The sequence below is a fragment of the Nitrosospira sp. Nsp14 genome, assembly GCF_900113575.1.
Lineage (GTDB): Bacteria > Pseudomonadota > Gammaproteobacteria > Burkholderiales > Nitrosomonadaceae > Nitrosospira.
On sequence record NZ_FOPV01000003.1, the window covers coordinates 91971 to 115557 of the forward strand.

The following is a 23587-nucleotide window of genomic DNA, read 5'->3' on the forward strand; positions in this document are numbered from 1 at the left end:
ATTCTTGCCAGATCTGTTTCGTTCAGAAGCGCAACTGAAACTTACACGCAACGCAAAAACAGCCGCCTTAGATTGAACTTAGGCGCGCCCTTTTGCCCCGATATCGGCGTGCCGCAATACGCTTTCCACCGCTTGTTCAATATTGAGCGAAGTCGTATCCAGCAAAAAAGTGCCTGCACCTACCTGCAAAGGGGCCACGGCGCGATTACTGTCACGCCTGTCGCGTTCGCGTATATCCTCTAGAAGGGTGGCAATATTAGCATCAACCCCTTTTTCCATCAACTGTTTATGTCTTCGCTCGGCGCGCATCTCGGCACTTGCGGTAAGGAATATCTTGGCAACGGCGTCGGGAAAAACGACCGAGCCCATATCGCGGCCATCAGCAACCAGACCCGGACACCGGCGGAACGCCCGCTGCCGCGCGAGAAGCGCCTGTCGCACCTGAGGATACGCCGCGATTCTGGAAGCAGCGTTGCTGCATGCCTCTGCGCGAATCGCATCGCTGACATCTTCGTTTCCCAAACGGATTTCTGAATCTTCAAAAACCACATCAAGATGGGCGGTCACCTCGCTTAACGCGGTCTCGTCGCCCAAATCGACGCCGGAGCGGGTTGCGGCCAGCGCGACCAGACGATAGAGGGCGCCGCTGTCGAGATAATGAAAGCCCAGCTTGCCGGCTACGCGTTGGGCCACGGTGCCCTTGCCCGAAGCCGACGGGCCGTCTATGGCAATGACAGGAACAGGGTGTATAGTCATGAACAAATCTCAATTAAACCGTATGTTAAACACATGAATCATCCCGGATCAGGCTTGCACTATGGCGGAGAACTGACCGAAATAATCGGGAAAAGTCTTCGCTACGCAATTCGGATCGTTAATACGCACCGGGGTACCAAAGGAGGCCAGTGAGAAGCACATCGCCATCCGGTGATCTTCATATGTATCGATCACGGCATGCGTGGCAAGGGGACCCGCAGGCGGCGTGATGCGCAGAAAATCCGCCCCTTCATCGACGGCGGCGCCCAGCTTACGCAATTCTGTCGCCATTGCCGCGAGACGATCCGTTTCTTTCACGCGCCAACTCGCGATATTCCTGAGCACTGTCGTGCCCTTGGCAAACAACGCCGTCACGGCAAGCGTCATCGCCGCATCGGGGATATGATTGCAGTCCAGATCGATTGCCTGGAGATAACCGGAAGCGGGTGCACGTGCTTCCACCCAGTTGGCCCCTGGGGTGATTCGCGCGCCCATCTTAATTAACGCGTCCGCAAAGTGTACATCCCCCTGTAGACTGTCGCGCCCAATTCCTTCCACCCGGACCGGACCGGCCCCGATAGCGCCCGCGGCGAGAAAATATGACGCAGAGGAGGCGTCGCCCTCGACGAAGATTTCACCTGGACTGCGATAACGCTTGCCGGCACAAACGGTAAAACGCCGCCAGTTTTCATGCTCCACGTGCATGCCGAACCGGGCCATCAGCGCTATCGTCAACTCAATATAAGGTCGCGAAATCAGTTCGCCGGCTACGGTTATCACTTGCTCCTGGTTGCTGTCGGGTGCGCAAAAGGGCATTGCCATAAGCAGCCCAGTCAAGAACTGGCTTGAGACATCACCCCTTACGGCGATATTGCTCGCGCGAATATGGGCGGGTTTTATTTCCAGCGGCGGGAAACCGACATTGCCGAGGTAGGTAATATCCGCACCCAGCTGTCGGAGCGCATCCACCAAATCGCCGATCGGCCGTTCATGCATCCGCGGAGTACCAGATAACCGGTAGCTTCCCACAGCCAGGGCCAGCACGGCAGTCAAGGGTCGGAAAGCAGTCCCTGCATTGCCTAGAAACAAGCTGGCCTCCCCGACCGGAAACTTTAGGGGAAAATGACCGCTTATACCCTGAATGCGATAAACCTTGTCATTCGCCTTTACAATGGACACGCCCAGGGTTTGCAGTGCATCCAGCATGCGTGCGGTGTCGTCGGAAACAAGCACATCGCGGATCTCTGTTGCGCCATCCGCTAGCGCGGCCAGCAGTAGCACACGATTGGAAATACTCTTCGAGCCCGGCAAGTGCACAGTTCCACGTGCGGTTTTCACTGCCGGCAGGTCAAGAAAATCCATGATATATCCCGCGGCTCCAGTCCGCTATCAGATCGTCTCTCACTTTGAGGCGCGCTGGACGATTCTCAGCGGTTCCCCCGGGAGATCCGGTGGAGCGTAATCGGCGCGGCACCCTTGGTTTCCACTATTGCTGTTGCTCCATCCGCCGCCAGCTTGAAGGAAGTGGCTTCGTTTGCGGAAAAGCCGGCGCACCCGTTGGAATCGTAGGTAAAACCTTTCACCTTTAGCGTACTGCTTCCGGCATCGTAGGAATAAGAGGCAAATTCGACACCCGGATCGCCACAGCTGGTATAGCCGGGACGCTCAGGATCCCCGATGGGGTCAACCATCAGAAATTTGCCGTTCGGAAAGAACAGGTAAGTTTGCGTCTTAATGGTAGAGATATCCACCACCCAGGCGCCCACGATTCCCTTGGGATCGTTCTCCATGCGGGGATAACGGCTTTCCTTGACCATCGTCTTGGTGGGTTCCTCGGCGGTGGTCTTGATCAGCGCTCCGGGGTTGAATGCCGACGTGGCGGGTTTCAGTTCCGAGGGAGCCGCAACGATATCTGTAGCGACCAGTCCCGCACCGTCGATGCGGATGCGCCAATTAGGGCGCAAGTGAGACAGACCGGCCTGAAGATTCGTGTCGATCACCGGTTCCCCAGCGAATTTAAACCCCCTGGTATCAAACTCGGACATGCGGGCCGCGCCATATTCCACGCCGGCTTTACTGACCAGCTTACTGCCACATACCCGATTGGCGTCGCAGGAATCATCCGGGGTTGCTTCCCCTTGCAAATACTCACCGGTTCCGACGGTCGAGGCGCGAATGACAACCGCCGTGGTATCGTCGTAACTTACCCAGACATCCGTACTCAGTAAGGTCACGCCTTGCGAGAGAAAATGAGCGCCCGCCTGCTCCAAAGTCCTGACAGGTCCGGCAATGCCGCCCGCCTCCCTCGCCTTCTGCAATTCGGCTGAGGCCGCGAACGCGGCTACGTCGCCCTCCAGATTGAGGGAACTAACGGCGGCTGCGGCATCCGCCGGAATTGAAATACCATTCTCCGGATTACCATCCATATCCAGGGATTGCAGGAGCACAAGAATATTTTGCAACCTGTTGCCGTTATCCGCAGCCAATTCGATAGGCGTAACAATAGGCGCGCCTTTTACCTTTCCCAGAATCATGCTGCCCAGCTTGAACTCAACCGTGTCCCCGTGATTGTACTTGTAGCTCCCCCTTTCATCCGTGGTGCCCGCGGCGCCGGAAGCCGCAACATAAGCAATTCCGGCAACTGCCGCATCGGTGAAGATTCCAGTTGTAGGCCCTGTTTCCGACTTTACGGCGCCGCTCCCGCCGCCTTTCTCACCCCCATCGCACGCGGCAAGCGCCAATAAAAGCACGGCCGGAATCAACGACACCCAGCGTTCTCTCCCATCCCTCGGCTTGAGCTTCATTTCGATCTTCCCTCTAAATGGTTTAAATTTTTTTACTTGTGATAAAATAATCCCGTAATTTCATGGGGATAGTCCTTTTGCGGATGGAGGAACCAGTGATAAATCCCACTATTATAATCAAACTGCCAGTCTGGAATAAAATTAACAGCGCGTGAAACAACTCGTGGCATAGCAAGAGCGATGCAAGCGGACGGGCATCACGAGCGCAGAATAAGGTTTCAGCTCGCTAAAACCAATGATGAGCCCCAGCACGAACCAGATAGGGAAGCCCTAAATGTCGCAGTGGTTTCAAGATAACTCGCAGTCCATCGGCCATACGCCCCTGGTTCGGCTCAATCGCGTCACCGGTGGCGCGCCTGCGACCGTGCTGGCTAAGATTGAAGCTCGCAATCCATCCTATTCAGTAAAATGCCGCATTGGCACCGCGATGATCGAGGATGCGGAGCGTCGCGGGCTGCTCCTTCCTGGAAAAGAACTTGTCGAAGCAACCAGCGGCAATACGGGCATCGCATTGGCGTTCGTGGCGTCTGCGCGAGGCATACCGTTGACTTTGACCATGCCCGAAACCATGAGCGTTGAACGACGCAAGCTCCTAAGCGCTTATGGCGCCAAACTGATTTTGACCGAGGGCGGAGGAGGCATGAAAGGCGCAATAGCACGGGCAGAGGAACTCGCTGCCTCAGACCCCGGCCGCTATGTCCTGCTCCAGCAGTTCACAAACCCGGCCAATCCTGCTATTCATGAGCGCACGACCGGACCGGAGATCTGGAATGATACCGCCGGGGCGATTGATATTTTCGTGTCCGGCGTGGGCACAGGCGGCACGATCACAGGCGTTTCGCGTTTTATCAAGAAAACCAGGGGGAAAGCTATTATTTCGGTGGCCGTGGAGCCCGCCGCCAGCCCGGTGCTCACTCAACAGCGTTCGGGTGAACCACTGAATCCGGGACCGCACAAAATCCCCGGTATTGGAGCAGGTTTTGTCCCGGAAAACCTGGACTTGTCGCTAGTGGACCACATCCAGCAGGCCAGCAATGAGGAATCGATACGCTATGCGCGGCGGCTCGCGCGCGAGGAAGGGATCATTTCCGGAATTTCATGCGGCGCTGCTGTGGCCGTGGCGGTACGCTATGCCCAGGATCCAAAGTACGCCGGCAAAACAATCGTCGTTATTCTGCCGGATTCCGGGGAGCGTTATCTAAGTTCCATCCTCTTCGATGACGCGTTTGACGCTTGAATGCACAGGTTCCACGGCAAACCCATAGGAAGCGAGTCGATCCGATCCATATTGCCAAACGAAATTACTGCTAAATTACCGCCAAGTCATCGGGATATTTGATGTCGCCAAAAGGAACAAACGTTGAGATCGGCACGGTTGTGGCCGAATTGCGCACCTTGCGTTTGCGATCGCTGGAAACGCGACAGAGACGCGACCGGCCACCGAAACTGCCGTCCCGGAAGGTATTGGTGGGCATCGCCGATGGATTAAGAGCGGTCCTATTCCCCAACCGCCTAGGCTTACCGGATCTCACTGACGAGAGCATTGATTATTATGTAGGCCACATGCTGGATATAACGCTGCGGGAACTGATGGTACAAGTTCGCCGGGAACTGCGCTTTACATCCGGCTCTGAACTTTCAGACAACTCTGACCGGGAACAGGCAGCGGTCATTACCCAGGCGTTCGCCCGGCGGTTACCCTGCGTACGCAGCTTGCTCGAAAGCGATGTCCAGGCTGCTTATGAGGGAGATCCCGCCGCGCGCAGCGTCGACGAGGTACTTGTCTGCTACCCAGGTATCACCGCCATCACGCATTACCGACTTGCGCATGAATTGCACTGCCTGGGCGCGCCCTTGATTGCCCGCATGATATCGGAGATCGCTCACGCTTCCACCGGTATCGAAATCCACCCCGGCGCGAAAATCGGAGGCAGTTTTTTTATTGACCACGGCACCGGCGTCGTCATCGGTGAAACCGCTATTATCGGCGAGCATGTGCGGCTGTATCAGGCCGTGACGCTGGGCGCCAAGCGTTTCCCGGTGGATGAGCATGGCGCGCTGGTAAAAGGCAACCTGCGCCATCCTATCGTCGAGGACGACGTGGTCATCTATGCCGGGGCCACCATCCTTGGCCGCATTACAATCGGACGTGGTTCGACCATCGGTGGCAATGTCTGGCTGACCCGCAGCGTTCCGCCTGGCAGCACCATTTCCCAGGCACAGACGCGTAGCGAGGTGTTTGAAGGCGGTGCTGGAATCTAGGAAAATCGTGAGTGACATTGGCGGAGTTAAAACTTGTCAGCAGGTCTTTGGTAACCAGTAAAACGTCATGCCCATCAAGTCCGCGCTGGAGCTCAAGAACTCTTCAGTCTTTAATCCTCCGAAGCGATGTGCTGGAAATAACGACGCTGTTGGCTAATCCCTGCCGCATCGCGCCCTCCGTTGAGTTGACGCTCGATCACCCAGTACTTAGACTGTGCGGAAAAGCCGCTCCCTCCTGAGCGGCACAATAAAACGAAACGGTACACTATGTACGCCAAATGCATTAAGTGCGGCAGTCAGAAAACGCACGGTTCCCGCGTGAGGCCTGGCGAGCGCACTGCGGCGATGCTCTTCCTCAAGCCGGTGCGCTGCCGCGAATGCAGGGAGCGCTTCTGGGTGCAAAATCCTACAGCCTATATCGCGGCAGGGGCGGTGCTCTCATTTATTGCGCTGTTGATTGCCACCGCTTGGCTGATTGTCGAACAAAATTCGGTGGACCAGTACATTGTGCCAGCGAGCGACGCCCAGCGGAAAGGTGAAGCTCAGCCAAAGCAAGATTCTACAGGCGCGAGTAAACCCGCTTCCACACAGCAAACATATCCGACCGCGACTGAGGCCGGGGTGATCCCACCGAAAGATCGGCAGGTGGATCGCCCTAAAAAGCAATCTGCGCTGCAAAGGTCCAATCCCACGGACGATCATTACTTTACCGTGCGGCTCTATCAGGAAAGCGCGGAAAACGGAAACAGCGATGCGCAATACAAACTCGGTTTGCTTTATCTGACCGGGAATGGCGCCCTGCAGGATTTCGCCGAGGCGGCAAAATGGCTAAAATTGGCCGCTGACCAAGGCTATCCCCTCGCGCAGTATGAGTTAGGGCTCATTTATCGAACGGGGCACGGCGTGACGATCGACCAGGTACAAAGTTATGTTTGGCTGAACCTCGCCGCCGCCGCTGGCATCCAGCAGGCCGTAGCCGCGAGGGAGGAAGTCATGCGTTCTCTCAACGGGAAGCAGCTTGCGCAGGCGCAAAAAACGTCGCGTGACTGGCTCGTTTCGAAATCCAAGACTAAAACGACCGATAATGGCGCCAGCAAACCCAGCGGCGATGTACCTTAAGTGCGACGACGATTGTGGATGGTGATTTGCGCTATGCGCTATCGCTGGTCTCCGCTCGTTGCTTGAAGCTTGGCTCAGCTATTCCTGAGCACCTGTTATCTGCCAACAGCTTTAAACATTGGGCCGCGCAACTAACCGTCACCTGATCTGGAATAAAGCTGGGCTCAATTGAATAGAAATTAAGCCAGGGAACCCGCCGTGAATGAGATATTTGACGTCGTTATTATAGGCGCCGGCACCGCCGGGCTGGCCGCGTTGCGCGAAGTGAAGAAACGCACCGGCAATTTTATTCTGATCAACGATGGAGCATGGGGCACAGTCTGCGCACGGGTAGGCTGCATGCCGTCCAAGACACTCATTGAAGCAGCGAACGCCTTTCATCGCCGCGGCGCCTTCGAGGAATTCGGTATCCGGGGAGCGGAATCACTTACGGTCGACATTCCGGCTGTGCTGCAGCGCGTGCGCCGGCTCCGCGACGATTTCGTCGCCAGTACGCTTAAAACGACAGATGCGCTTGGGGAGCGAGCAATCAGCGGCCGCGCCCGTTTGCTTGGGGTAGGAAGACTAGCGGTAAACGATCGCGAATTTCGAGCCAGAAATATCATTATCGCGACCGGGTCCCACCCGGTCGTTCCCGACGCGTGGCGTCCTTTCGCAAAACAACTGCTCACCACCGACACGCTATTCGAGCAGGAAACGCTGCCGCCCCGCATGGCAGTGATAGGTCTAGGTCCGATCGGTATCGAGATGGCGCAATCCCTATCGCGGCTTGGTATCGACGTCGTCGCGTTTGGGGCGGGAACGAATATTGCGGGGTTAAGCGACCCGCGCGTGAACACAACCGCGATAGATCTTCTAAGACGGGAATTCGCAGTGCACCTGGGAGAAGAGGCAGATCTGGAGGCTATTAAAGGTGGAGGCGGCGTGCGGGTGCGCGTCAATGAGAGCGAAGCCGCGGTTGACAGTGTTCTGATCGGCCTGGGCAGACGGCCTAATATTTCACATCTCGGACTCGAAACCTTGGGCGTGAAGCTCGATGAGCACGGTTTGCCTCCCGTCAATCCCCACACGATGCAAATTGGCGATCTACCCGTTTTCCTTGCAGGCGATGCCAATGGTAATACGCTCTTGTTGCATGAGGCAGCGGATGAGGGTCACATAGCAGGGATTAATGCCACCCGCGCTGGGTCAGCTTTTTTTGCGCGCCGCACCCCGCTTTCGATCGTTTTTTCCGACCCGGGTATTGCGATGGTAGGCAGAGGCTTTGAATCCAAGGGCGACAGCAACATCCTGGCAGGGGAAGTAGACTTTCGACATCAGAGCCGTGCCCGGGCCGGGCAGCGCAACAGGGGTATTCTACGCATTTACGGAGAACCGGGAAGCGGCAGACTGCTGGGTGCGGAGATGTGCTCGCCAGCCGCGGAGCACATGGCGCATTTGCTGGCGCTGGCGGTCGACCGTTCGCTCACGGTGCACGACATGCTACGCCTTCCGTTCTATCATCCAGTCCTGGAAGAAGGCCTCCGCACTGCGCTACGCGAGTTGGCAGCGCAACTGCCAGCCTGTGGCGAATCTGATCTGGCCGGCTGTGAACCACTTAATGTCCAGTCGCTGGAATAACCACGCCGTTTTATTCACGATATTTCCTTCCCGTCTTTACAACGACTTTACGGTAGAAAGTACGCTTGCAACAGCCTATAATCGCCCCCATGCGATCGTCCATATGTCTATTCCAGCGGCGAAGTTGTCGTATCCGGCCCGCCCCGCACAATCACAATCGTTTATTTGCCTTAAACCCCTTGCTTGCCTTAGTCTGATTCGATTTGCCTACCGCGTTTTTTGCAGAGACCAAATTTTGGTGAGTCGTTTTGACGCGTGATGCGGTTCCCTTGCATGTGCCGCCGCTATGCAAAGGATTGGTTCCTGTAGTTTTATGCAGCCCTGGACTAAATGAGGAGACTGTTTTATGAACGAATTTGCGTTGGCCAGAGTACTCCATGTCTTGGGCGTTGTGTTCTGGATTGGCGGCGTAGCGATGGTCACCACCGTGCTGATTCCCGCAATGGCGCAGATGAGATCCCCATCCGAGCGAATGGAATTTTTTGGCCGTATTGAAAGCCGTTTCGCTCCTCAGGCACGCCTCACGACATTGCTCGTGGGGTTAAGCGGCTTTTACATGGTGCATATACTCCAGGCGTGGAGCCGATTTGCAGAACTTCGTTACTGGTGGATGCATGCCATGGTGCTGGTATGGGCGATCTTTACCTTGATGCTATTTGTGGTGGAACCCTTTGTGCCGCGCCGGCAAGTCAAGCAAACCGATAACAGGGACGCTCATAAGAAGTTCAGGCTGATGTGGCGTATGCACCATATATTGTTGAGTATGAGCCTGATTGCTGTGGCAGGGGCTGTGGCAGGGAGTCACGGCTGGATGCCTCCAGGAAACTAGCGTGAGCTACGCAGCCTTGAAGATGATTCACGTCACCAGCGTAATCATCAGCTACCTGCTGTTTTCATTGCGAGGCATATGGATGATGCAGGGCTCGGCCGCGCTGAGACAGCGTTGGGCTAAAATTGCCCCTCATATAGTCGATACGATGTTGCTGACGAGCGCGATCGCCCTGGCAGTCAAGATTGATCAGGACCCGATACATGATGCGTGGCTCAGCGCCAAGGTCTTGGGGCTCCTTTTGTATATCGGGCTCGGCATGATGGCATTGAGATTCGGCAAGACCCGCCGCGCAAGGGTTTCCGCATGGATAGCGGCTCAGCTTGTTTTTCTCTACATCGTTCTGGTCGCAGTGACTAAAAATCCGATGTTATTTTTTGTTGCCGCTTCATAATACTTACACGTAAGAGCTCATGTTTGGTCTCCCTTCATCGAAAATCAACGCCGGACATTGGAATTTTCAGGGGAGATTCGTGGTCATAGCGCTCAATGCAATATTGCTTTAAGCTCTGCCTCTCCGCACGAATGACGTGATATAGGGACCTGGTTTTTGACTTCATATTTCGCGTCATCTCATTCTCCGCATCCGATTACGGGCGGTTCTTTTCACTCGACATGCTGATTTCACCGCTTTTCACTGATTGCCTGACATGCTAGCGCGTTGGTGGGTTTACCTTCTCGCTGCCGTTTCCGCGCTGGGTCTTCTCGCCGTTTTGCTGGCCGGTTTCGCTGCTCTGGTTACAATTCCGACGCTTCCGTCGCTGGAAGCACTGACCGATTATCGTCCCAAAATTCCTCTGCGCGTATACAGCGCGGAAGGCATCCTCATTGGAGAGTTCGGTGAAGAACGTCGCGAAGTGGTAAAGATCGGCGCCGCGCCGCAACGCCTCAAGCAGGCTATTCTCGCCGCCGAGGATGACCGCTTCTACCAGCATGGTGGGGTGGATTACGTTGGCATCCTGCGTGCGGCCTACTCTAATTTTACTTCGGGCGGGGTACGCCAGGGCGCGAGCACGATCACGATGCAGGTCGCGCGCAATTTTTTCCTGACTAAGGAAAAAACCATGACCCGAAAATTCAGCGAGGCATTGCTTGCCTTCAAGATTGAACACAGCTTGAGCAAGGACGAAATTCTTGAACTTTACTTCAACCAGATTTATCTCGGGCAGCGCGCCTACGGCTTTGCCGCTGCCGCACAAGTTTATTTTGGAAAATCGCTCCATAATATCAATCTCGCGGAAGCTGCAATGCTTGCGGGCCTGCCGAAAGCGCCCTCGCGCTTCAACCCCGTGGTCAATCCCAAGCGCGCGAAGACACGCCAACTCTACGTGCTCAGGCGCATGCACGACCTCGGCTATATCTCCGGTAATGAGTTCAAGGGAGCGGAAAAACAACTCGTACATGTAAAGCGTGAGTCACAGGAATTCGGCATGCATGCGGACTATGTGGCGGAAATGGCACGGCAGGCGATGTATGAACGCCATCAGGAAGACACCTATACCAAAGGCTTTAAAGTCTATACCACGGTTCGGCGCGCGGATCAGGAAGCGGCCTATAAAGCAGTGCGGCAGGGTGTGCTGGATTATGACAGGCGCCATGGGTATCGCGGTCCGGAAGGAATAATAGATTTATCCAAAAACGGAGCCGATCGGGAGGAAATGCTCGATGATGCGCTTCAGGAAGTACCCGACAGCGATGATATCCACGCAGCTGTCGCCCTTGCCGTCGATCCAAAGCTGGTGCGGGCATATCGCAAGGGCGGGGAAGTTGTTGAGGTCAGTGGCGATGGCCTTAAATTCGCACAAAAATTTCTTGTCGCTAAACCCGCGACCAACCAGGGGCATATTCGCCCGGGCTCATTAATCCGGGTTCGTAAAAACGATAAAGGAGCGTGGCAAATTGTTCAGCTGCCTCAGGTCGAAGCCTCCCTGGTCGCTGTCAACCCCCGGGATGGCGCGATTCGTGCAGTAGTGGGCGGGTTTGATTTCAACCGGAGCCAATTCAACCACGTGACGCAGGCTTGGCGGCAGCCCGGCTCGAGCTTCAAGCCATTCATTTATTCCGCGGCTCTGGAGAAGGGTTTCACGCCCGCGACGGTCATCAATGATGCACCGCTTTCATTTACCGCGGAAGAAACAGGAAGCGATCAGTGGGACCCACGGAACTATGACGGCAATTATGAAGGTCCATTACGCATGCGCGAGGCTCTCGCCAAATCGAAGAATCTGGTCTCGATCCGTATCTTGCAGTCGATAGACGTTCAATATGCGCAGGATTACGTTGCCCGCTTTGGTTTTGATCCCAAGCAGCACCCTCCCTATCTTACCATCGCGCTAGGCGCGGGCTCTGTGACACCGCTGCAAATGGCAATCGGTTATGCGGCGTTTGCCAACGGCGGTTTTCGGATATCACCCTACTTTATTCAGCGCATCGAAGACGAAAGAGGCAAAGTTCTGGAACAGGCTAAACCCGTGCTAGCGGGAGAGGGTGCGAAGCAAATCATCGATCCGCGTAACGCATTCCTCATGACCAGCATGATGCAGGATGTCGTGCAGCGCGGTACCGCGACAAAAGCACGACAGCTCGGCCGTGCCGATCTCGCCGGCAAGACCGGCACCACCAGCAATTATGTGGACGCATGGTTTTGCGGTTATCAGGCAGATTTAGTCGCAATTGCCTGGATCGGCTTTGACAATCCCAAATCCCTGGGAAATAACGAAACGGGCAGCCACGCGGCCTTGCCGATGTGGATAAGCTATATGGGACATGCATTAAAAGGTGTGCCCGTCTCAGCTTATACGCCGCCCCCCGGAGTAACAACCGCAAAAATCAACCCCGAGACCGGCTTGCGGGAGCCTGCGGGTAAGATGGCGGAATTCTTTTTGGAGGAGCAGCTTCCTCCGGAGGCGAGCGATCAGGTCGAAATTGTGGACAAGGTGGACGCCCAACTGAAGTCGGTAGAAGACGTCATAAAGGAATTTTTGTCACCCTGAGATCATGGCGGAAAAATATTCGGGGCCTGGTTATTGCTTCTGCTTAAGCCATCGTGCTGCGTCCAGCGCGAAATAAGTCAATATCCCGTCCGCCCCCGCGCGCTTGAACGCCAATAAAGCTTCGAGCACGCACGCTTTTTCGTCCAGCCAGCCGTTCTGGCTGGCAGCCTTCAACATGGCATATTCACCGCTCACCTGGTAAACAAACGTTGGCGCGCCAAACTTGTCCTTTACGCGTCGAACAATATCGAGATAGGGCATGCCAGGCTTGATCATGACCATGTCCGCCCCTTCATGCAGATCCAGACTAACCTCCCAAAGCGCCTCATCCGAGTTGGCAGGGTCCATCTGATACGAGTATTTATTGCCTGCTCCCAGGTTCGCGGCAGAACCAACCGCATCGCGAAAAGGGCCGTAGAAACTGGAAGCATATTTCGCGGAGTAAGCCAGAATACGGGTATGAATGCACCCAGCGTTCTCAAGAACGGCCCGCACTGCCGCGATGCGCCCATCCATCATGTCTGAGGGCGCCACTACATCTGCGCCCGCCTGAGCGTAAACCAGGGCCTGCTGCGCGAGTACGGCTACCGTTTCATCGTTCAGTACATAACCGCTGTCATCGATCAACCCATCCTGGCCATGACTTGTGTAAGGATCGAGGGCGATGTCAGTGATAACGCCAAGCTCGGGAAAGCGCTTTTTCAGTTCAGTCACGACGCGCGGCACGATTCCCGAGGGATTCACTGCTTCGGCGGCGGTCAGATCTTTCAGGCTCGAATCAATGACCGGAAAAATAGCCATCGCCGGCACGCCGAGCTCCAGGCACTTTTCGGCCCTATAAAGCAGCAAGTCGAGGCTTTGCCGCACCACTCCGGGCATCGAGGATACATTCTCCTCGCGCTTGCTTCCCTCCAGCACGAATACCGGATAGATCAAATCGTCCGGGTCCAGGCGGCTCTCACGCATCAGGCGGCGGGAAAAATCATCGCGGCGCATGCGCCGCATTCTTTTCTGTGGAAATTCGCTAAAAACTGACATGAACAGGCCTAAAAGAAATAAATTATTAAAAATATAAAAACCGAGGGAACTTGTACGTGAAATCCCTATCTTACTGGCAGACGTTATTTATTGTCTCCCGCTTTTCCTCCCTGAGCGGGTACCTTAATCCCTATTAAGGTAGTTTGCCCCCGGTTTTATTCCCCTTTAACCGGGGGTTTTTTATTTCCACGGTCAGCATTGTGTGTGCACCGGACTTGTTTTTTTCTCCAGCCACGTTCCAAGCAAGGTTGCGGCTTCTTCCACCCCTTCCCTCGTTAAACTGGAAAATAATTGTACGCTGCATTGCGCGTAAGCGTCCTGCAACAACGCACGCACATGGCTGAGCGTTTTTTGAGCCTGCTGCCTGGAAAGCTTATCCGATTTTGTTAGCAGTATATGTACAGGCTTCCCCGTTGGAGAAAACCAGTCGAGCATCTGACGGTCAAGCGGGGTTAACGGGTGGCGCACATCCATGATAAGCACCATTCCATAGAGGGATTCCCGCGTTTGCAGATAAGTACTGAGCAGCCATTCCCAGTGCTGACGAACTTCAGGTGGCACCTTGGCGTAGCCATAACCAGGGAGGTCCACCAAAAAACCGCCGTTTAAGTGAAAAAAATTCAGGTTTTGAGTACGTCCAGGCGTCTTGCTGACGAACGCGAGGCGGCTGCGGTTAGTAAGTGAGTTAATCGCGCTAGACTTACCTGCATTGGAGCGCCCGGCAAAGGCGATCTCCACGCTGTCAGGCGCCGGCAACTGCCGCAACTGGGCAACTGTCGTATAGAAGGATGCATGTTGAAAAACTGACATTTTCTATCCAGGAAAGTCGACCCCGGTGAGGTTTGAATTGGATGTGGGTCGACTTTTACAATCCATCTCTACTGCGGTGTTTCCGCATTCTCCTTAGCAATTGCAAATAAGCCTTCCAAGACGAGATTATCTATCACCTTGACCGTCACGTTAAGCTGGAATTGCAGCCGCTGAGCCCCGCCGCCGCTTAGAATGCAAATAGGCAGATGGCCTAATGTCTTGGCGAGCAGGATCGCCATGCGCTCGACAGCACCTGCCAAGGCATGAGTGGCGCCGCTATACGCGGCATCCGCGGTGCTGTCGGGATAATCGCAAAATTCCCCTTCATCTTCGTTTGGGACTGCCGTATTACCGGCAAGGCTCCTTCGCATAAGATCAAAACCCGGGGTAATGATGCCACCCAGAAATTCTCCCGTATCGGAAAGCGCATCCACCGTCATAGCGGTTCCGACGTCCACCACCAAGCACCCCTGCCGTTCCATCTGCCATGCCGCAATCAGCGCTGTCCAGCGATCACTCCCTAGCTGAGCCGGATTCGCATAATAATTGCGGACGCCGCACTGGTACGCAACGGCGCTAACCCAACTCGGCTCCAGGGCCCATTGAGAGAACAGGCCCGCCAGTTCAGCTCTGGCCTGTGTACCCGCAACGTCCGAAACCAGGATGCGCGAGGGTTTCCGCAGCGTCTGCCACTCCTGCGCCAGCAGCGGCGTTTGCCCTTGCGCCACCACGCCACGATTGAGCCAGTTGAGTCCGTCATGCAGACCCCATTTGATGTTTGTGTTGCCGGAATCAACCAGTAGAAAAAGCAATTCCCGTCACTCCATCTTGTATAACGTAATCTCACCACTGTTATAACTCTGCACACCAGCAGAAGTTCTTACCAGCAACGATCCATCATCTGCCACGCCGTGTATCACGCCGTCAAGGCTCGAGCCATCGGGGAAACCAAGTCTGACAAGCTTATTTTCGCAACAATGATGAGCCACCCACTCTTGCTTGAACCGGCTAAAGCCTTCTCGCTCAAACTCCCTCAATGCCCCGGTCAGGGAAATCAGGAGCGCAGCCAGGAACCTGTTGCGGTCGGGTTTCTCCCCACTGATGGAGTACACGTCAGTGACACCCTGGTCTATGCGAGCATGTGTGATGTTGGACAGTTTAAGGTTGATTCCCACGCCAATCACAGCCATGGTTGGACCGAGCATATCCCCATGCAGCTCGATCAGGACACCAGCCACCTTGCACATGTTATACAGTACGTCGTTGGGCCACTTCAACACGCCACCTTTCACGCCTGTAGACTCAAGCGCGCGTATGATAGCTAAGCCAACTACCAGACTTAAACCCGACAGCAGGCTCGCCCCATGCTGAAACCGCCACAGCAGCGAAAAGGCAAGACCGTCCCCCAACCCCGAGTGCCAATGTCGCCCGCGCCGCCCACGTCCACTCGTCTGCAATTCCGCTGCCACCACATGAATACGTTCGTCACCCGCACCGCTCCCTCGGGCTGCCCTCTGCAGTAAATAAGTGCTAGTGGAATCGACGATATCCAGCACCTCAAGATTGAAGTTGTTCGTCTCGCGACCGAGATATCTAAGAATGGCGTCCCGCTCCAGCCATTGCATCGGATCGAGCAGGCGGTAGCCACGACCATGAACTCTCTGCAACGTAAGACCAGTCTCACTGAGGTCATGCAGGGCAAGCGACACGCTGGCGCGCGAGACCCCCATCGCCCTGGCAACTAACTCACCCGAATGGAATTCGTTATCGCTCAGCAGGCGCAAAATGGAAAAAGTAAGGGGCTTCACTCTAGCGAGTGTAGTTAAATATCGGAGCTTGCGCTAGCAAGCTCCTCAGAGTCCCATTGCCGGACTAGCGTAAATAACACGTCATTCGCACTATAATGACGGGATTGCAAATTTGAGAGGCTCACTTGACAGATAACGTTGATACCCACTCTTCTCCCACCGCCGCTTCCAACTTCATCCGCAATATCATTGAAGAGGATAACCGGAGCAGTAAATGGGGAGGACGCGTCGAAACCCGTTTCCCCCCCGAGCCTAATGGCCACCTGCATATCGGTCATGCGAAAAGCATCTGTCTCAACTTTGGTCTGGCGCGAGATTATAACGGCATCTGCCATCTGCGCCTGGACGACACCAATCCGGAAAAAGAAGAGCAGGAATACGTTGATTCGATATGTGATTCGGTCAGATGGCTGGGCTTCGACTGGGGCGAACATCTTCATTACGCTTCCGACTATTTTGACAAACTATACGAGTTTGCCGAATTCCTCATCGGGCAGGGCAAGGCATATGTGGATAGCCTAACGGCGGATGAAATACGCGCGTTGCGTGGCACCCTGACCGAGGCAGGACAGAACAGCCCCTACCGCGAACGCTCCATCGACGAAAACCTTGCTATGTTCCGTCGAATGAGGGCGGGTGAATTTCCCGATGGCGCGCATGTTTTACGCGTCAAGATCGATATGGCGTCACCCAACATCAATTTGCGTGACCCGGTCATTTATCGCATTCGCCATGCGCATCATCACCGTACGGCCGGGAAATGGTGTATCTACCCCATGTATGACTACACGCACTGCATTTCCGACGCGCTGGAGAAAATCACGCACTCTCTCTGCACGCTTGAGTTCGAGGATCATCGTCCGCTTTACGATTGGGTGCTCGATCAACTGACTGATGTGGTGCAATGTCATCCGCAGCAAATCGAATTCGCGCGGCTGAATCTCACCTATTGTGTCATGAGCAAGCGCAGGCTGATCGAGTTGGTGGAAGGCGGTTTCGTCGACGGCTGGGATGACCCGCGCATGAATACCCTGGTAGGTGTGCGGCGACGCGGTTACACCCCGGAATCGATTCGCCTGTTCGCGGAACGTATTGGTGTCAGCAAGGCTGACTCCTGGATTGATATGAGCGTACTGGAGGATTGCCTGCGCCAGGACCTGAATGAGCGCGCGCCTCGACGCATTGCTATCCTGGACCCATTAAAGGTCGTGATCGACAATTACCCCGAAAACCAGGAGGAAGAATGCCTGGCGCCCAACCACCCACAAAAACCGGAGTGGGGGACCCGTTCCGTACCCTTCTCGAAAATCATCTATATCGAACGCGGCGACTTCATGGAAACACCGTCCAAAGGGTATTTCAGGCTGTCCCCGGGCGCAGAAGTGCGGTTGCGCTATGCTTATGTTGTGAAGTGCACAGATGCCGTAAAGAATAGCAGCGGAGAAGTGGTGGAAATACACTGCACTTATGACCCCGACAGTAAAAGCGGTACAGCAGGGGCGGACAAGCGCAAAATCAAGGGAAATATCCACTGGCTCTCTGCAAGGCATGCGCAACAGGCCGAAGTAAGGCTTTATGACCGCTTGTTCGCTCATGCTCATCCCGACGCCGGGGGTCAAGATTACAAATCCTTCCTTAATCCTCATTCCAAGCGTGCCACGACAGCCTACGTGGAACCGTCGCTCATCCAGGCGGGGCCGGAGGATCGTTTCCAGTTTGAGCGTAATGGTTACTTTATAGCCGACCGGGTAGATACTAAACCGGAAAAACCGGTCTTTAACCGCGCTGTAACGCTGCGAGATTCCTGGGGTAAGAACGCCTGATTTTCCTAGGCGAGGGGGTGTCTGCTCCACCGTCGCCGCTAACCGGTCAGCGCCTATGACAGTCGCGATCCACCCCCCCGGTGGAGGCGCTGCGAGAAGCTTGCAGGGGCTCCCGGACAGAATTGGGGGAACTCCGCAATATGAGTTACAACCGACGGTTATAAAGTAGCTCTTCCCTTCGGCGACTTTTTTCGCTAGCATATCGAAATAAGAACGCGAGACAAGAGCGAAAAGCGAAAAATTATGCAAGCGATGTATGTCAACGGATGAGCGGGCTAGCCGCCATTTCCTGCGTTTCTGCCTGGACTACCCGAGCTTCCTTATCCGGCTTCAACTATTTTCGCCGCAGCCGCAACTGTTGACCCAAAACATAAAACATTAATCTTTCGCGAGAATCTCTATGAGCCAGCATATTCATTATGTCGCCGATGGAACATTTGAAACAGAAGTATTGCAATCCCCGGTCCCCGTTCTGGTAGACTTTTGGGCAGAATGGTGCGGGCCCTGCAAAATGATCGCGCCTATTCTGGATGAAGTCGCGAGGGAATACGGGGATCGACTAAAGGTGACAAAACTCAATATCGACGAGAATCAGGCTACGCCGCCAAAGTACGGGATTCGTGGCATCCCTACGCTCATGCTGTTCAAGAATGGCAACATCGAAGCCACCAAGGTTGGCGCCCTCTCCAAATCCCAGCTCACCGCCTTTATTGACAGTCACATCTAAACACGATAAGCTTACGGCCAACCGCCTCCCTAAGCGGAATCTGATTCGATTCACCGCTTCTTTCTGATTCTAGTTCTACCCCATCAGCGCTTCTCTACCTCCTTGACGCTTTACGTCCCTGCTTTCTGACCCTCGGGCTTCCGCTCATGCATTTATCCGACCTCAAGAATTTTCACGTCACCGAACTGGTAGAGATGGCCATCGCCAATGAAATCGACGGCGCTAATCGTCTGCGGAAACAGGATCTGATTTTCGCACTGCTGAAAAACCAGGCCCGGAAAGGTGAGAGCATTTACGGTGAGGGCACGCTGGAAGTGCTGCAGGATGGTTTTGGTTTTCTACGCTCCCCCGACACCTCCTATCTGGCCGGACCTGATGACATTTACGTCTCCCCCAGCCAGATAAGGCGATTCAATCTGCACACCGGGGACTCGATAGAGGGAGAGATTCGCACCCCTAAGGATGGAGAACGTTACTTCGCGTTGGTTAAGGTGGATAAGGTCAACAATGAGCCACCCGAAAACTCCAAGCACAAGATACTGTTTGAAAATCTCACCCCCCTGTTTCCTACAGAGCGATTGCAGCTCGAGCGCGAGATAAAAGCCGAGGAAAACATCACCAGCCGCATTATCGACCTCATCGCACCCATCGGGAAGGGGCAGCGCGGTTTGCTGGTTGCGAGCCCGAAATCGGGAAAAACAGTCATGCTGCAACACATCGCCCACGCGATAGCAGCCAATTGTCCTGATGTCATACTAATGGTGCTGCTGATAGATGAGCGCCCGGAAGAAGTTACCGAGATGATCCGCTCCGTTAGAGGCGAGGTGATTTCTTCCACGTTTGACGAGCCCGCAGTACGTCATGTGCAGGTGGCGGACATGGTGATCGAGAAAGCCAAGCGACTGGTAGAGCATAAGAAGGACGTAGTGATACTGCTGGATTCGATCACACGCCTTGCGCGCGCTTACAACACGGTCGTGCCGGCATCCGGTAAAGTTCTTACGGGCGGCGTCGACGCCAACGCCTTGCAACGCCCCAAACGTTTTTTTGGGGCCGCCCGAAATATCGAGGAAGGTGGCTCGCTTACCATCATCGCCACGGCGCTGGTTGATACCGGCTCTCGTATGGATGATGTAATCTATGAAGAATTCAAGGGTACCGGGAACATGGAAATACACCTTGACCGGCGCATGGCGGAAAAACGCATCTATCCTGCCATCAATGTCAACCGTTCCGGCACGCGCAAGGAAGAATTGTTGATCAAACCTGACGTCTTGCAGAAGATCTGGGTGTTGCGCAAGCTTCTCTATCCAATGGACGAATTGGAAGCAATGGAATTTCTGCTGGACAAGATCAAGGCTACGAAAAACAATGCAGATTTCTTTGATTCCATGCGGCGGGTTTGAGTAAAGATAAATGCCGGCCCACGCTGGACCGAATTTTGTTGCACCCCGGCATGGGTTAAAGGATAATATACGTTTTGCTTTATAGCCTCGGCCTACAGTTTCCGCTGTAGCGGGCCACAGTTCAAGGATCTACCCATGAAACCGAATATTCATCCAAACTACCAGGAAATCACTGTCACCTGTAGTTGCGGCAGTACCTTCCAGACCCGATCCACCATGGGCCGGCCTTTGCATATCGAAGTGTGCTCGGTCTGCCATCCTTTCTATACCGGCAAGCAGAAAATTGTTGATACCGCTGGGCGTGTGGAGAAATTTCGTCAGAAATATGGCAAAAAGGGTGAGAAGCAGGCCGCTGCCTAAAGTCCGGATAAGTCTGTTTGAAAAACAAGGGCAGCTTGAAGCTGCCCTTTGTCATTTTTGGCCGCTTTAATTTTATTTGCGGTAGCTAAAATGACTACTATGAGCAGCGTAAGCAGACTCAAATTCATCATCTTTCTCGGCTGCCTCTTTCTGCTGGCCGGCTGTGCGGTCAATCCGGTTACCGGGAAGCAGAACTTCACCCTCATGACCGAAGCCGAGGAGATCCGCAAGGGGGAAAAGGCCGCTGCCGAGGTGCCGGCGACCTATGGCATTTACGACGAATTGCCGGCCTTGCAAGATTACGTCAACGAGATCGGACAGAAACTCGCGAAAAACAGCCACCGACCACAACTCAATTATCACTTCACTGTGGTTGATAGTCCCCAGGTAAATGCCTTTGCCTTGCCTGGCGGTTATATCTATGTAACGCGCGGTATTCTGGCGTACCTTAACTCGGAAGCCGAGCTTGCCGCCGTGCTAGCGCATGAGCTGGGCCATGTGACGGCCCGCCATAGCGTGCGGCAATACAGTGCCGCCACCGCCGCCAATGTTGCGGCTACAGTCGGCGGCATTGTAGCTGGAATATTTGTACCGCAGCTGGGCGGAACGGCTGCGCAAGGTGTTCAAAGCCTCCTGGGCCTCACCGGCAATGTACTGCTTTCCGGCTATGGCCGTAGCCATGAGCTGGAAGCCGATCGCCTGGGAGCGGAATATCTGGCCCGCAGCGGATATGATCCGCAGGCGATGATCAAAGTCATCCGCGTACTCAAAAATCAGGAGTTGTTCGATATTGCCGCCGCCCAGGATGAAGGACGGGAGCCGCGGCGTTACCATGGGCTTTTTTCCACGCACCCGGACAACGATACGCGCCTGCAGGAGGTAGTCGGAGAGGCACAGCAATATGCCCAACCGCTCCCGGTCGATGATCTCCGTACCGAATTTCTGCGCCAAACGACTGGTATGGCGTTTGGTGACGGCGTCAACCAGGGCATTGTGCGGCAAAATATGTTCCGCCACAAGGAGATGGGCTTCACGATGTCGTTTCCACACGACTGGCGTATACGGAACAAGCCGAATGAGGTAGTCGCCATCAGTCCGGACGGAGATGCAGTGATGGTGTTAAGCCGCTTCGAGAACCCCCGCGGCTCCCCGGCCGATCTTGCGCGCGAACGACTCGGCCTTGGATCGTCCACCGAAATTCTATCGATGGTGAATAATGCGCTCCCGATGGCCGTGGTGACCTCGAAGACCCAAAACGGGCAGCCATTCAAAGCAGGCGTGATTTATCTCGGCGAGAATGCCTATCTCGTGGCAGGACGGGGCGATTCGCACATCGCGTTCGAGCGCCATCAGCCCGCCATCTCCAGCGCGATCGGAAGCTTTCGCGCGCTCACTGTTGCGGAGAAAGAAGCGATCAAGCCGCTCGAGATCAGAACCATTACGGCAGCCAAAGGCATGACGTATGCCGAACTGGCCAGAGAATCTCCTCTGGGGATCCAGGCCGAAGGCTATTTACGCTTGCTTAACGGCCAGTATCCCGAGGGCGAACCCGTTCCGGGGCAACTCATCAAAGTTGTGAAGTAATACACTCTTAAGGCATCTGCATGTCCGCATCAGGAATCCAGTGAAGTATTGCAAGTGCTTACACTGAAGATGCATCTGGAATGCCCACGCCACCCGGAGCAGCTATGCATCCTGTACTAGAAGCGGGTAGTCCGTGATAATGCCGTCCACACCCAGTTCCCGACAATTGTCGTGCTCCGCCCGGGTGACAGCGCCATAAACAAAATTGCGATACCCATCGCTCGCTGCCTGTTTCAAAAGAATATCGTCCAGAACCTCGTAATTCCAGACGACATGATTAATCCTCGGGTTCCCGTTACAGTTGAAGTCTGCAAGCAACGAATTCAGCGTTAGCGGACGATGTGCGAGCAACAGCCCGCAATTAACCTTAAGCGATGACGCGCATAACGCTACGAGATCGTGGCGGAAAGATGTCACGATAATGCGGTGGCCCGCCTGATGCTTTTCGAGAACCTTTATCACGGTTGATAGAGCCTGGATGGTCTTGATCTCTACATTCCACAGGACGCCTGGAAAACACTCCAGCGCTTCATCCAGGGTTGGTATCTCATGGCCTACCGCCTGCTCGATCTCCGTTCGGGTAAGATCGGCCACCGTCTCGCCAGATGCGATAACGCGATCATGGATCAGTACCGGAACGCCATCCCGGCTGATACGAACATCGGTCTCGATTCCGCTCGCGCCGACCATTATCGCCGCTTCGAAAGCAGCGAGCGTATTTTCGGGCGCTGCCGCATGGTAACCACGATGCGCTATAAGCAACATAATATTATTCGGACCAGTTAATCAAACTGCAGTGACGCGCTTGCTAGGGTCTAACTGCGCGTTTCTTAAATTACAAGTTCCTGCGCATGAAGTCGCCCAACGCGCTTACCCACTCCTCCCGCATATATATGAATCCGTTGTTGTGGCCACCCTGCAACTCCAGGAACTGTTTCGGCTCGGGGGCCGTCGCATACAGTGCCTGCCCCTGGGCAAAAGGCACAATTTCATCCTGCGGACTGTGCGCAACGAATACCGGGCACGTTACGCCCCGCAAATACTCCTGGGTGTTGTATTCGAAACGGGTCAGCAAGTGCGTCGGCAGAAAAGGGTAAATCGCGGCACCCATATCGGCTATCGAGGTGAAGGCGGAAGCCAACAACAATAACGCAGGTTTTTCGCGTGCCGCGAGCCAGGTTGCTACCGCTCCACCGAGCGATTCGCCCAGCAGCACAATACGCGTCGATGGAATATTTCTTTCCTCGGTAAGGTACCGCCACGCGGCCTGGGCATCACGATAAGTGCCCTGCTCGGAGGGCGTCCCGCTGCTTTCTCCGTAGCCGCGATAGTCAATGATGAACGTGTTATAGCCGAGACGGTAAAACATCAATAAATATCCCATCCGGGTGGAGATATTGCCCGCGTTGCCATGGAAAAACAATACCGTCGCAGGTGCATTCGGGGCTGGGACATACCAGCCTTGCAGAATTTCTCCATCCTGGGTTTCGATTTCTACCGACTCATAGTCGAGGTCGTGATCTTTTGGGGTGCCGATGATGTTGCGCCCGGTATCCGGGTAATATACAAAGCGAGGCTGGAACACGAAGAGGACCGCGGCGAGAACAGCATAACCAAGAGCAGCCATAATGCCCAACTTAAACAGCAT

General features: G+C 54.8%; 21 protein-coding genes. 12 read left to right on the forward strand and 9 right to left on the reverse strand.

Going from position 1 to position 23587, the window contains the following annotated elements:
- Positions 1–78 precede the first annotated feature (78 nt).
- The 3 genes from cmk to BM022_RS02845 form a co-directional block, all read right to left on the reverse strand.
- The gene (cmk, locus tag BM022_RS15855) at positions 79–756 is read right to left on the reverse strand and encodes a (d)CMP kinase (RefSeq protein WP_256208859.1); all 678 of its coding nucleotides are present in this window, start codon (positions 754–756) and stop codon (positions 79–81) included.
- 48 nt (positions 757–804) lie between these two features.
- Positions 805–2118: a 3-phosphoshikimate 1-carboxyvinyltransferase gene (gene aroA / locus BM022_RS15860; RefSeq protein ID WP_256208861.1), complete on the reverse strand. Its 1314-nt coding sequence runs from the start codon at positions 2116–2118 to the stop codon at positions 805–807.
- 65 nt (positions 2119–2183) lie between these two features.
- A complete protein-coding gene (locus tag BM022_RS02845; RefSeq protein WP_091136709.1) occupies positions 2184–3560 on the reverse strand; it encodes an adhesin in 1377 nt (458 codons plus the stop codon).
- Positions 3561–3834: 274 nt separating this feature from the next.
- Here BM022_RS02845 and cysK point away from each other — a divergent pair, with 274 nt between their 5' ends.
- From cysK to BM022_RS02880, 7 genes are all read left to right on the forward strand, one after another.
- Positions 3835–4797, forward strand: coding sequence for a cysteine synthase A (gene cysK, locus BM022_RS02850; protein ID WP_091136711.1), 963 nt, complete (start codon positions 3835–3837; stop codon positions 4795–4797).
- A 101-nt stretch (positions 4798–4898) separates the two neighbouring features.
- Entirely contained in the window at positions 4899–5822 is a 924-nt protein-coding gene (epsC, locus tag BM022_RS02855) for a serine O-acetyltransferase EpsC (protein ID WP_091136713.1), read from the forward strand.
- Between the two features lie 396 nt (positions 5823–6218).
- Positions 6219–6941, forward strand: coding sequence for a tetratricopeptide repeat protein (locus BM022_RS02860; RefSeq protein WP_256208862.1), 723 nt, complete (start codon positions 6219–6221; stop codon positions 6939–6941).
- Between the two features lie 198 nt (positions 6942–7139).
- A complete protein-coding gene (locus BM022_RS02865) occupies positions 7140–8561 on the forward strand; it encodes a dihydrolipoyl dehydrogenase (RefSeq protein WP_091136716.1) in 1422 nt (473 codons plus the stop codon).
- A gap of 346 nt (positions 8562–8907) precedes the next feature.
- The gene (locus BM022_RS02870; RefSeq protein WP_091136717.1) at positions 8908–9390 is read left to right on the forward strand and encodes a hypothetical protein; all 483 of its coding nucleotides are present in this window, start codon (positions 8908–8910) and stop codon (positions 9388–9390) included.
- Position 9391: 1 nt separating this feature from the next.
- Entirely contained in the window at positions 9392–9784 is a 393-nt protein-coding gene (locus BM022_RS02875; RefSeq protein WP_177191607.1) for a SirB2 family protein, read from the forward strand.
- Positions 9785–10040: 256 nt separating this feature from the next.
- A complete protein-coding gene (locus BM022_RS02880) occupies positions 10041–12383 on the forward strand; it encodes a penicillin-binding protein 1A (RefSeq protein WP_091136719.1) in 2343 nt (780 codons plus the stop codon).
- Positions 12384–12413: 30 nt separating this feature from the next.
- Here the strand turns inward: BM022_RS02880 and hemB are convergent, their stop codons facing one another.
- The 4 genes from hemB to BM022_RS02900 form a co-directional block, all read right to left on the reverse strand.
- A complete protein-coding gene (hemB, locus tag BM022_RS02885) occupies positions 12414–13421 on the reverse strand; it encodes a porphobilinogen synthase (RefSeq protein WP_091136721.1) in 1008 nt (335 codons plus the stop codon).
- Between the two features lie 192 nt (positions 13422–13613).
- Positions 13614–14231, reverse strand: a complete 618-nt coding sequence (yihA, locus tag BM022_RS02890) for a ribosome biogenesis GTP-binding protein YihA/YsxC (protein WP_091136722.1) — start codon at positions 14229–14231, stop codon at positions 13614–13616.
- Positions 14232–14299: 68 nt separating this feature from the next.
- Positions 14300–15043, reverse strand: coding sequence for a type III pantothenate kinase (locus BM022_RS02895; protein ID WP_091136724.1), 744 nt, complete (start codon positions 15041–15043; stop codon positions 14300–14302).
- Between the two features lie 6 nt (positions 15044–15049).
- Positions 15050–16039, reverse strand: coding sequence for a biotin--[acetyl-CoA-carboxylase] ligase (locus tag BM022_RS02900; protein ID WP_091136726.1), 990 nt, complete (start codon positions 16037–16039; stop codon positions 15050–15052).
- Positions 16040–16164: 125 nt separating this feature from the next.
- Here BM022_RS02900 and BM022_RS02905 point away from each other — a divergent pair, with 125 nt between their 5' ends.
- The 5 genes from BM022_RS02905 to BM022_RS02925 all read left to right on the forward strand — a co-directional run bounded on the left by BM022_RS02905 (position 16165) and on the right by BM022_RS02925 (position 21939).
- Positions 16165–17862: a glutamine--tRNA ligase/YqeY domain fusion protein gene (locus BM022_RS02905; RefSeq protein ID WP_091136728.1), complete on the forward strand. Its 1698-nt coding sequence runs from the start codon at positions 16165–16167 to the stop codon at positions 17860–17862.
- Positions 17863–18262: 400 nt separating this feature from the next.
- Positions 18263–18589: a thioredoxin TrxA gene (gene trxA / locus BM022_RS02910; RefSeq protein WP_091136729.1), complete on the forward strand. Its 327-nt coding sequence runs from the start codon at positions 18263–18265 to the stop codon at positions 18587–18589.
- A gap of 146 nt (positions 18590–18735) precedes the next feature.
- Entirely contained in the window at positions 18736–19995 is a 1260-nt protein-coding gene (rho, locus tag BM022_RS02915) for a transcription termination factor Rho (RefSeq protein WP_091136731.1), read from the forward strand.
- A 135-nt stretch (positions 19996–20130) separates the two neighbouring features.
- Positions 20131–20355: a 50S ribosomal protein L31 gene (gene rpmE / locus BM022_RS02920; protein ID WP_091136732.1), complete on the forward strand. Its 225-nt coding sequence runs from the start codon at positions 20131–20133 to the stop codon at positions 20353–20355.
- Between the two features lie 90 nt (positions 20356–20445).
- Positions 20446–21939 carry a M48 family metalloprotease gene (locus BM022_RS02925; RefSeq protein ID WP_256208863.1) on the forward strand — a complete coding sequence of 498 codons (1494 nt, stop codon included), beginning with the start codon at positions 20446–20448 and terminating at the stop codon, positions 21937–21939.
- Positions 21940–22041: 102 nt separating this feature from the next.
- Here the strand turns inward: BM022_RS02925 and BM022_RS02930 are convergent, their stop codons facing one another.
- Both BM022_RS02930 and BM022_RS02935 read right to left on the reverse strand, forming a co-directional pair.
- Positions 22042–22704, reverse strand: a complete 663-nt coding sequence (locus tag BM022_RS02930; RefSeq protein WP_091136734.1) for a glycerophosphodiester phosphodiesterase — start codon at positions 22702–22704, stop codon at positions 22042–22044.
- A gap of 70 nt (positions 22705–22774) precedes the next feature.
- The gene (locus tag BM022_RS02935; RefSeq protein ID WP_091136736.1) at positions 22775–23587 is read right to left on the reverse strand and encodes an alpha/beta hydrolase; all 813 of its coding nucleotides are present in this window, start codon (positions 23585–23587) and stop codon (positions 22775–22777) included.

Bases quoted from the DNA above. Each gene is read 5' to 3' on its own strand.
- cmk (WP_256208859.1), bottom strand. From the start codon at position 756: ATGACTATACACCCTGTTCCTGTCATTGCCATAGACGGCCCGTCGGCT.
- aroA (WP_256208861.1), bottom strand. From the start codon at position 2,118: ATGGATTTTCTTGACCTGCCGGCAGTGAAAACCGCACGTGGAACTGTG.
- BM022_RS02845 (WP_091136709.1), bottom strand. From the start codon at position 3,560: ATGAAGCTCAAGCCGAGGGATGGGAGAGAACGCTGGGTGTCGTTGATT.
- cysK (WP_091136711.1), top strand. From the start codon at position 3,835: ATGTCGCAGTGGTTTCAAGATAACTCGCAGTCCATCGGCCATACGCCC.
- epsC (WP_091136713.1), top strand. From the start codon at position 4,899: ATGTCGCCAAAAGGAACAAACGTTGAGATCGGCACGGTTGTGGCCGAA.
- BM022_RS02870 (WP_091136717.1), top strand. From the start codon at position 8,908: ATGAACGAATTTGCGTTGGCCAGAGTACTCCATGTCTTGGGCGTTGTG.
- BM022_RS02880 (WP_091136719.1), top strand. From the start codon at position 10,041: ATGCTAGCGCGTTGGTGGGTTTACCTTCTCGCTGCCGTTTCCGCGCTG.
- hemB (WP_091136721.1), bottom strand. From the start codon at position 13,421: ATGTCAGTTTTTAGCGAATTTCCACAGAAAAGAATGCGGCGCATGCGC.
- yihA (WP_091136722.1), bottom strand. From the start codon at position 14,231: ATGTCAGTTTTTCAACATGCATCCTTCTATACGACAGTTGCCCAGTTG.
- trxA (WP_091136729.1), top strand. From the start codon at position 18,263: ATGAGCCAGCATATTCATTATGTCGCCGATGGAACATTTGAAACAGAA.
- rho (WP_091136731.1), top strand. From the start codon at position 18,736: ATGCATTTATCCGACCTCAAGAATTTTCACGTCACCGAACTGGTAGAG.
- rpmE (WP_091136732.1), top strand. From the start codon at position 20,131: ATGAAACCGAATATTCATCCAAACTACCAGGAAATCACTGTCACCTGT.
- BM022_RS02925 (WP_256208863.1), top strand. From the start codon at position 20,446: ATGACTACTATGAGCAGCGTAAGCAGACTCAAATTCATCATCTTTCTC.
- BM022_RS02930 (WP_091136734.1), bottom strand. From the start codon at position 22,704: ATGTTGCTTATAGCGCATCGTGGTTACCATGCGGCAGCGCCCGAAAAT.
- BM022_RS02935 (WP_091136736.1), bottom strand. From the start codon at position 23,587: ATGCTGTTTAAGTTGGGCATTATGGCTGCTCTTGGTTATGCTGTTCTC.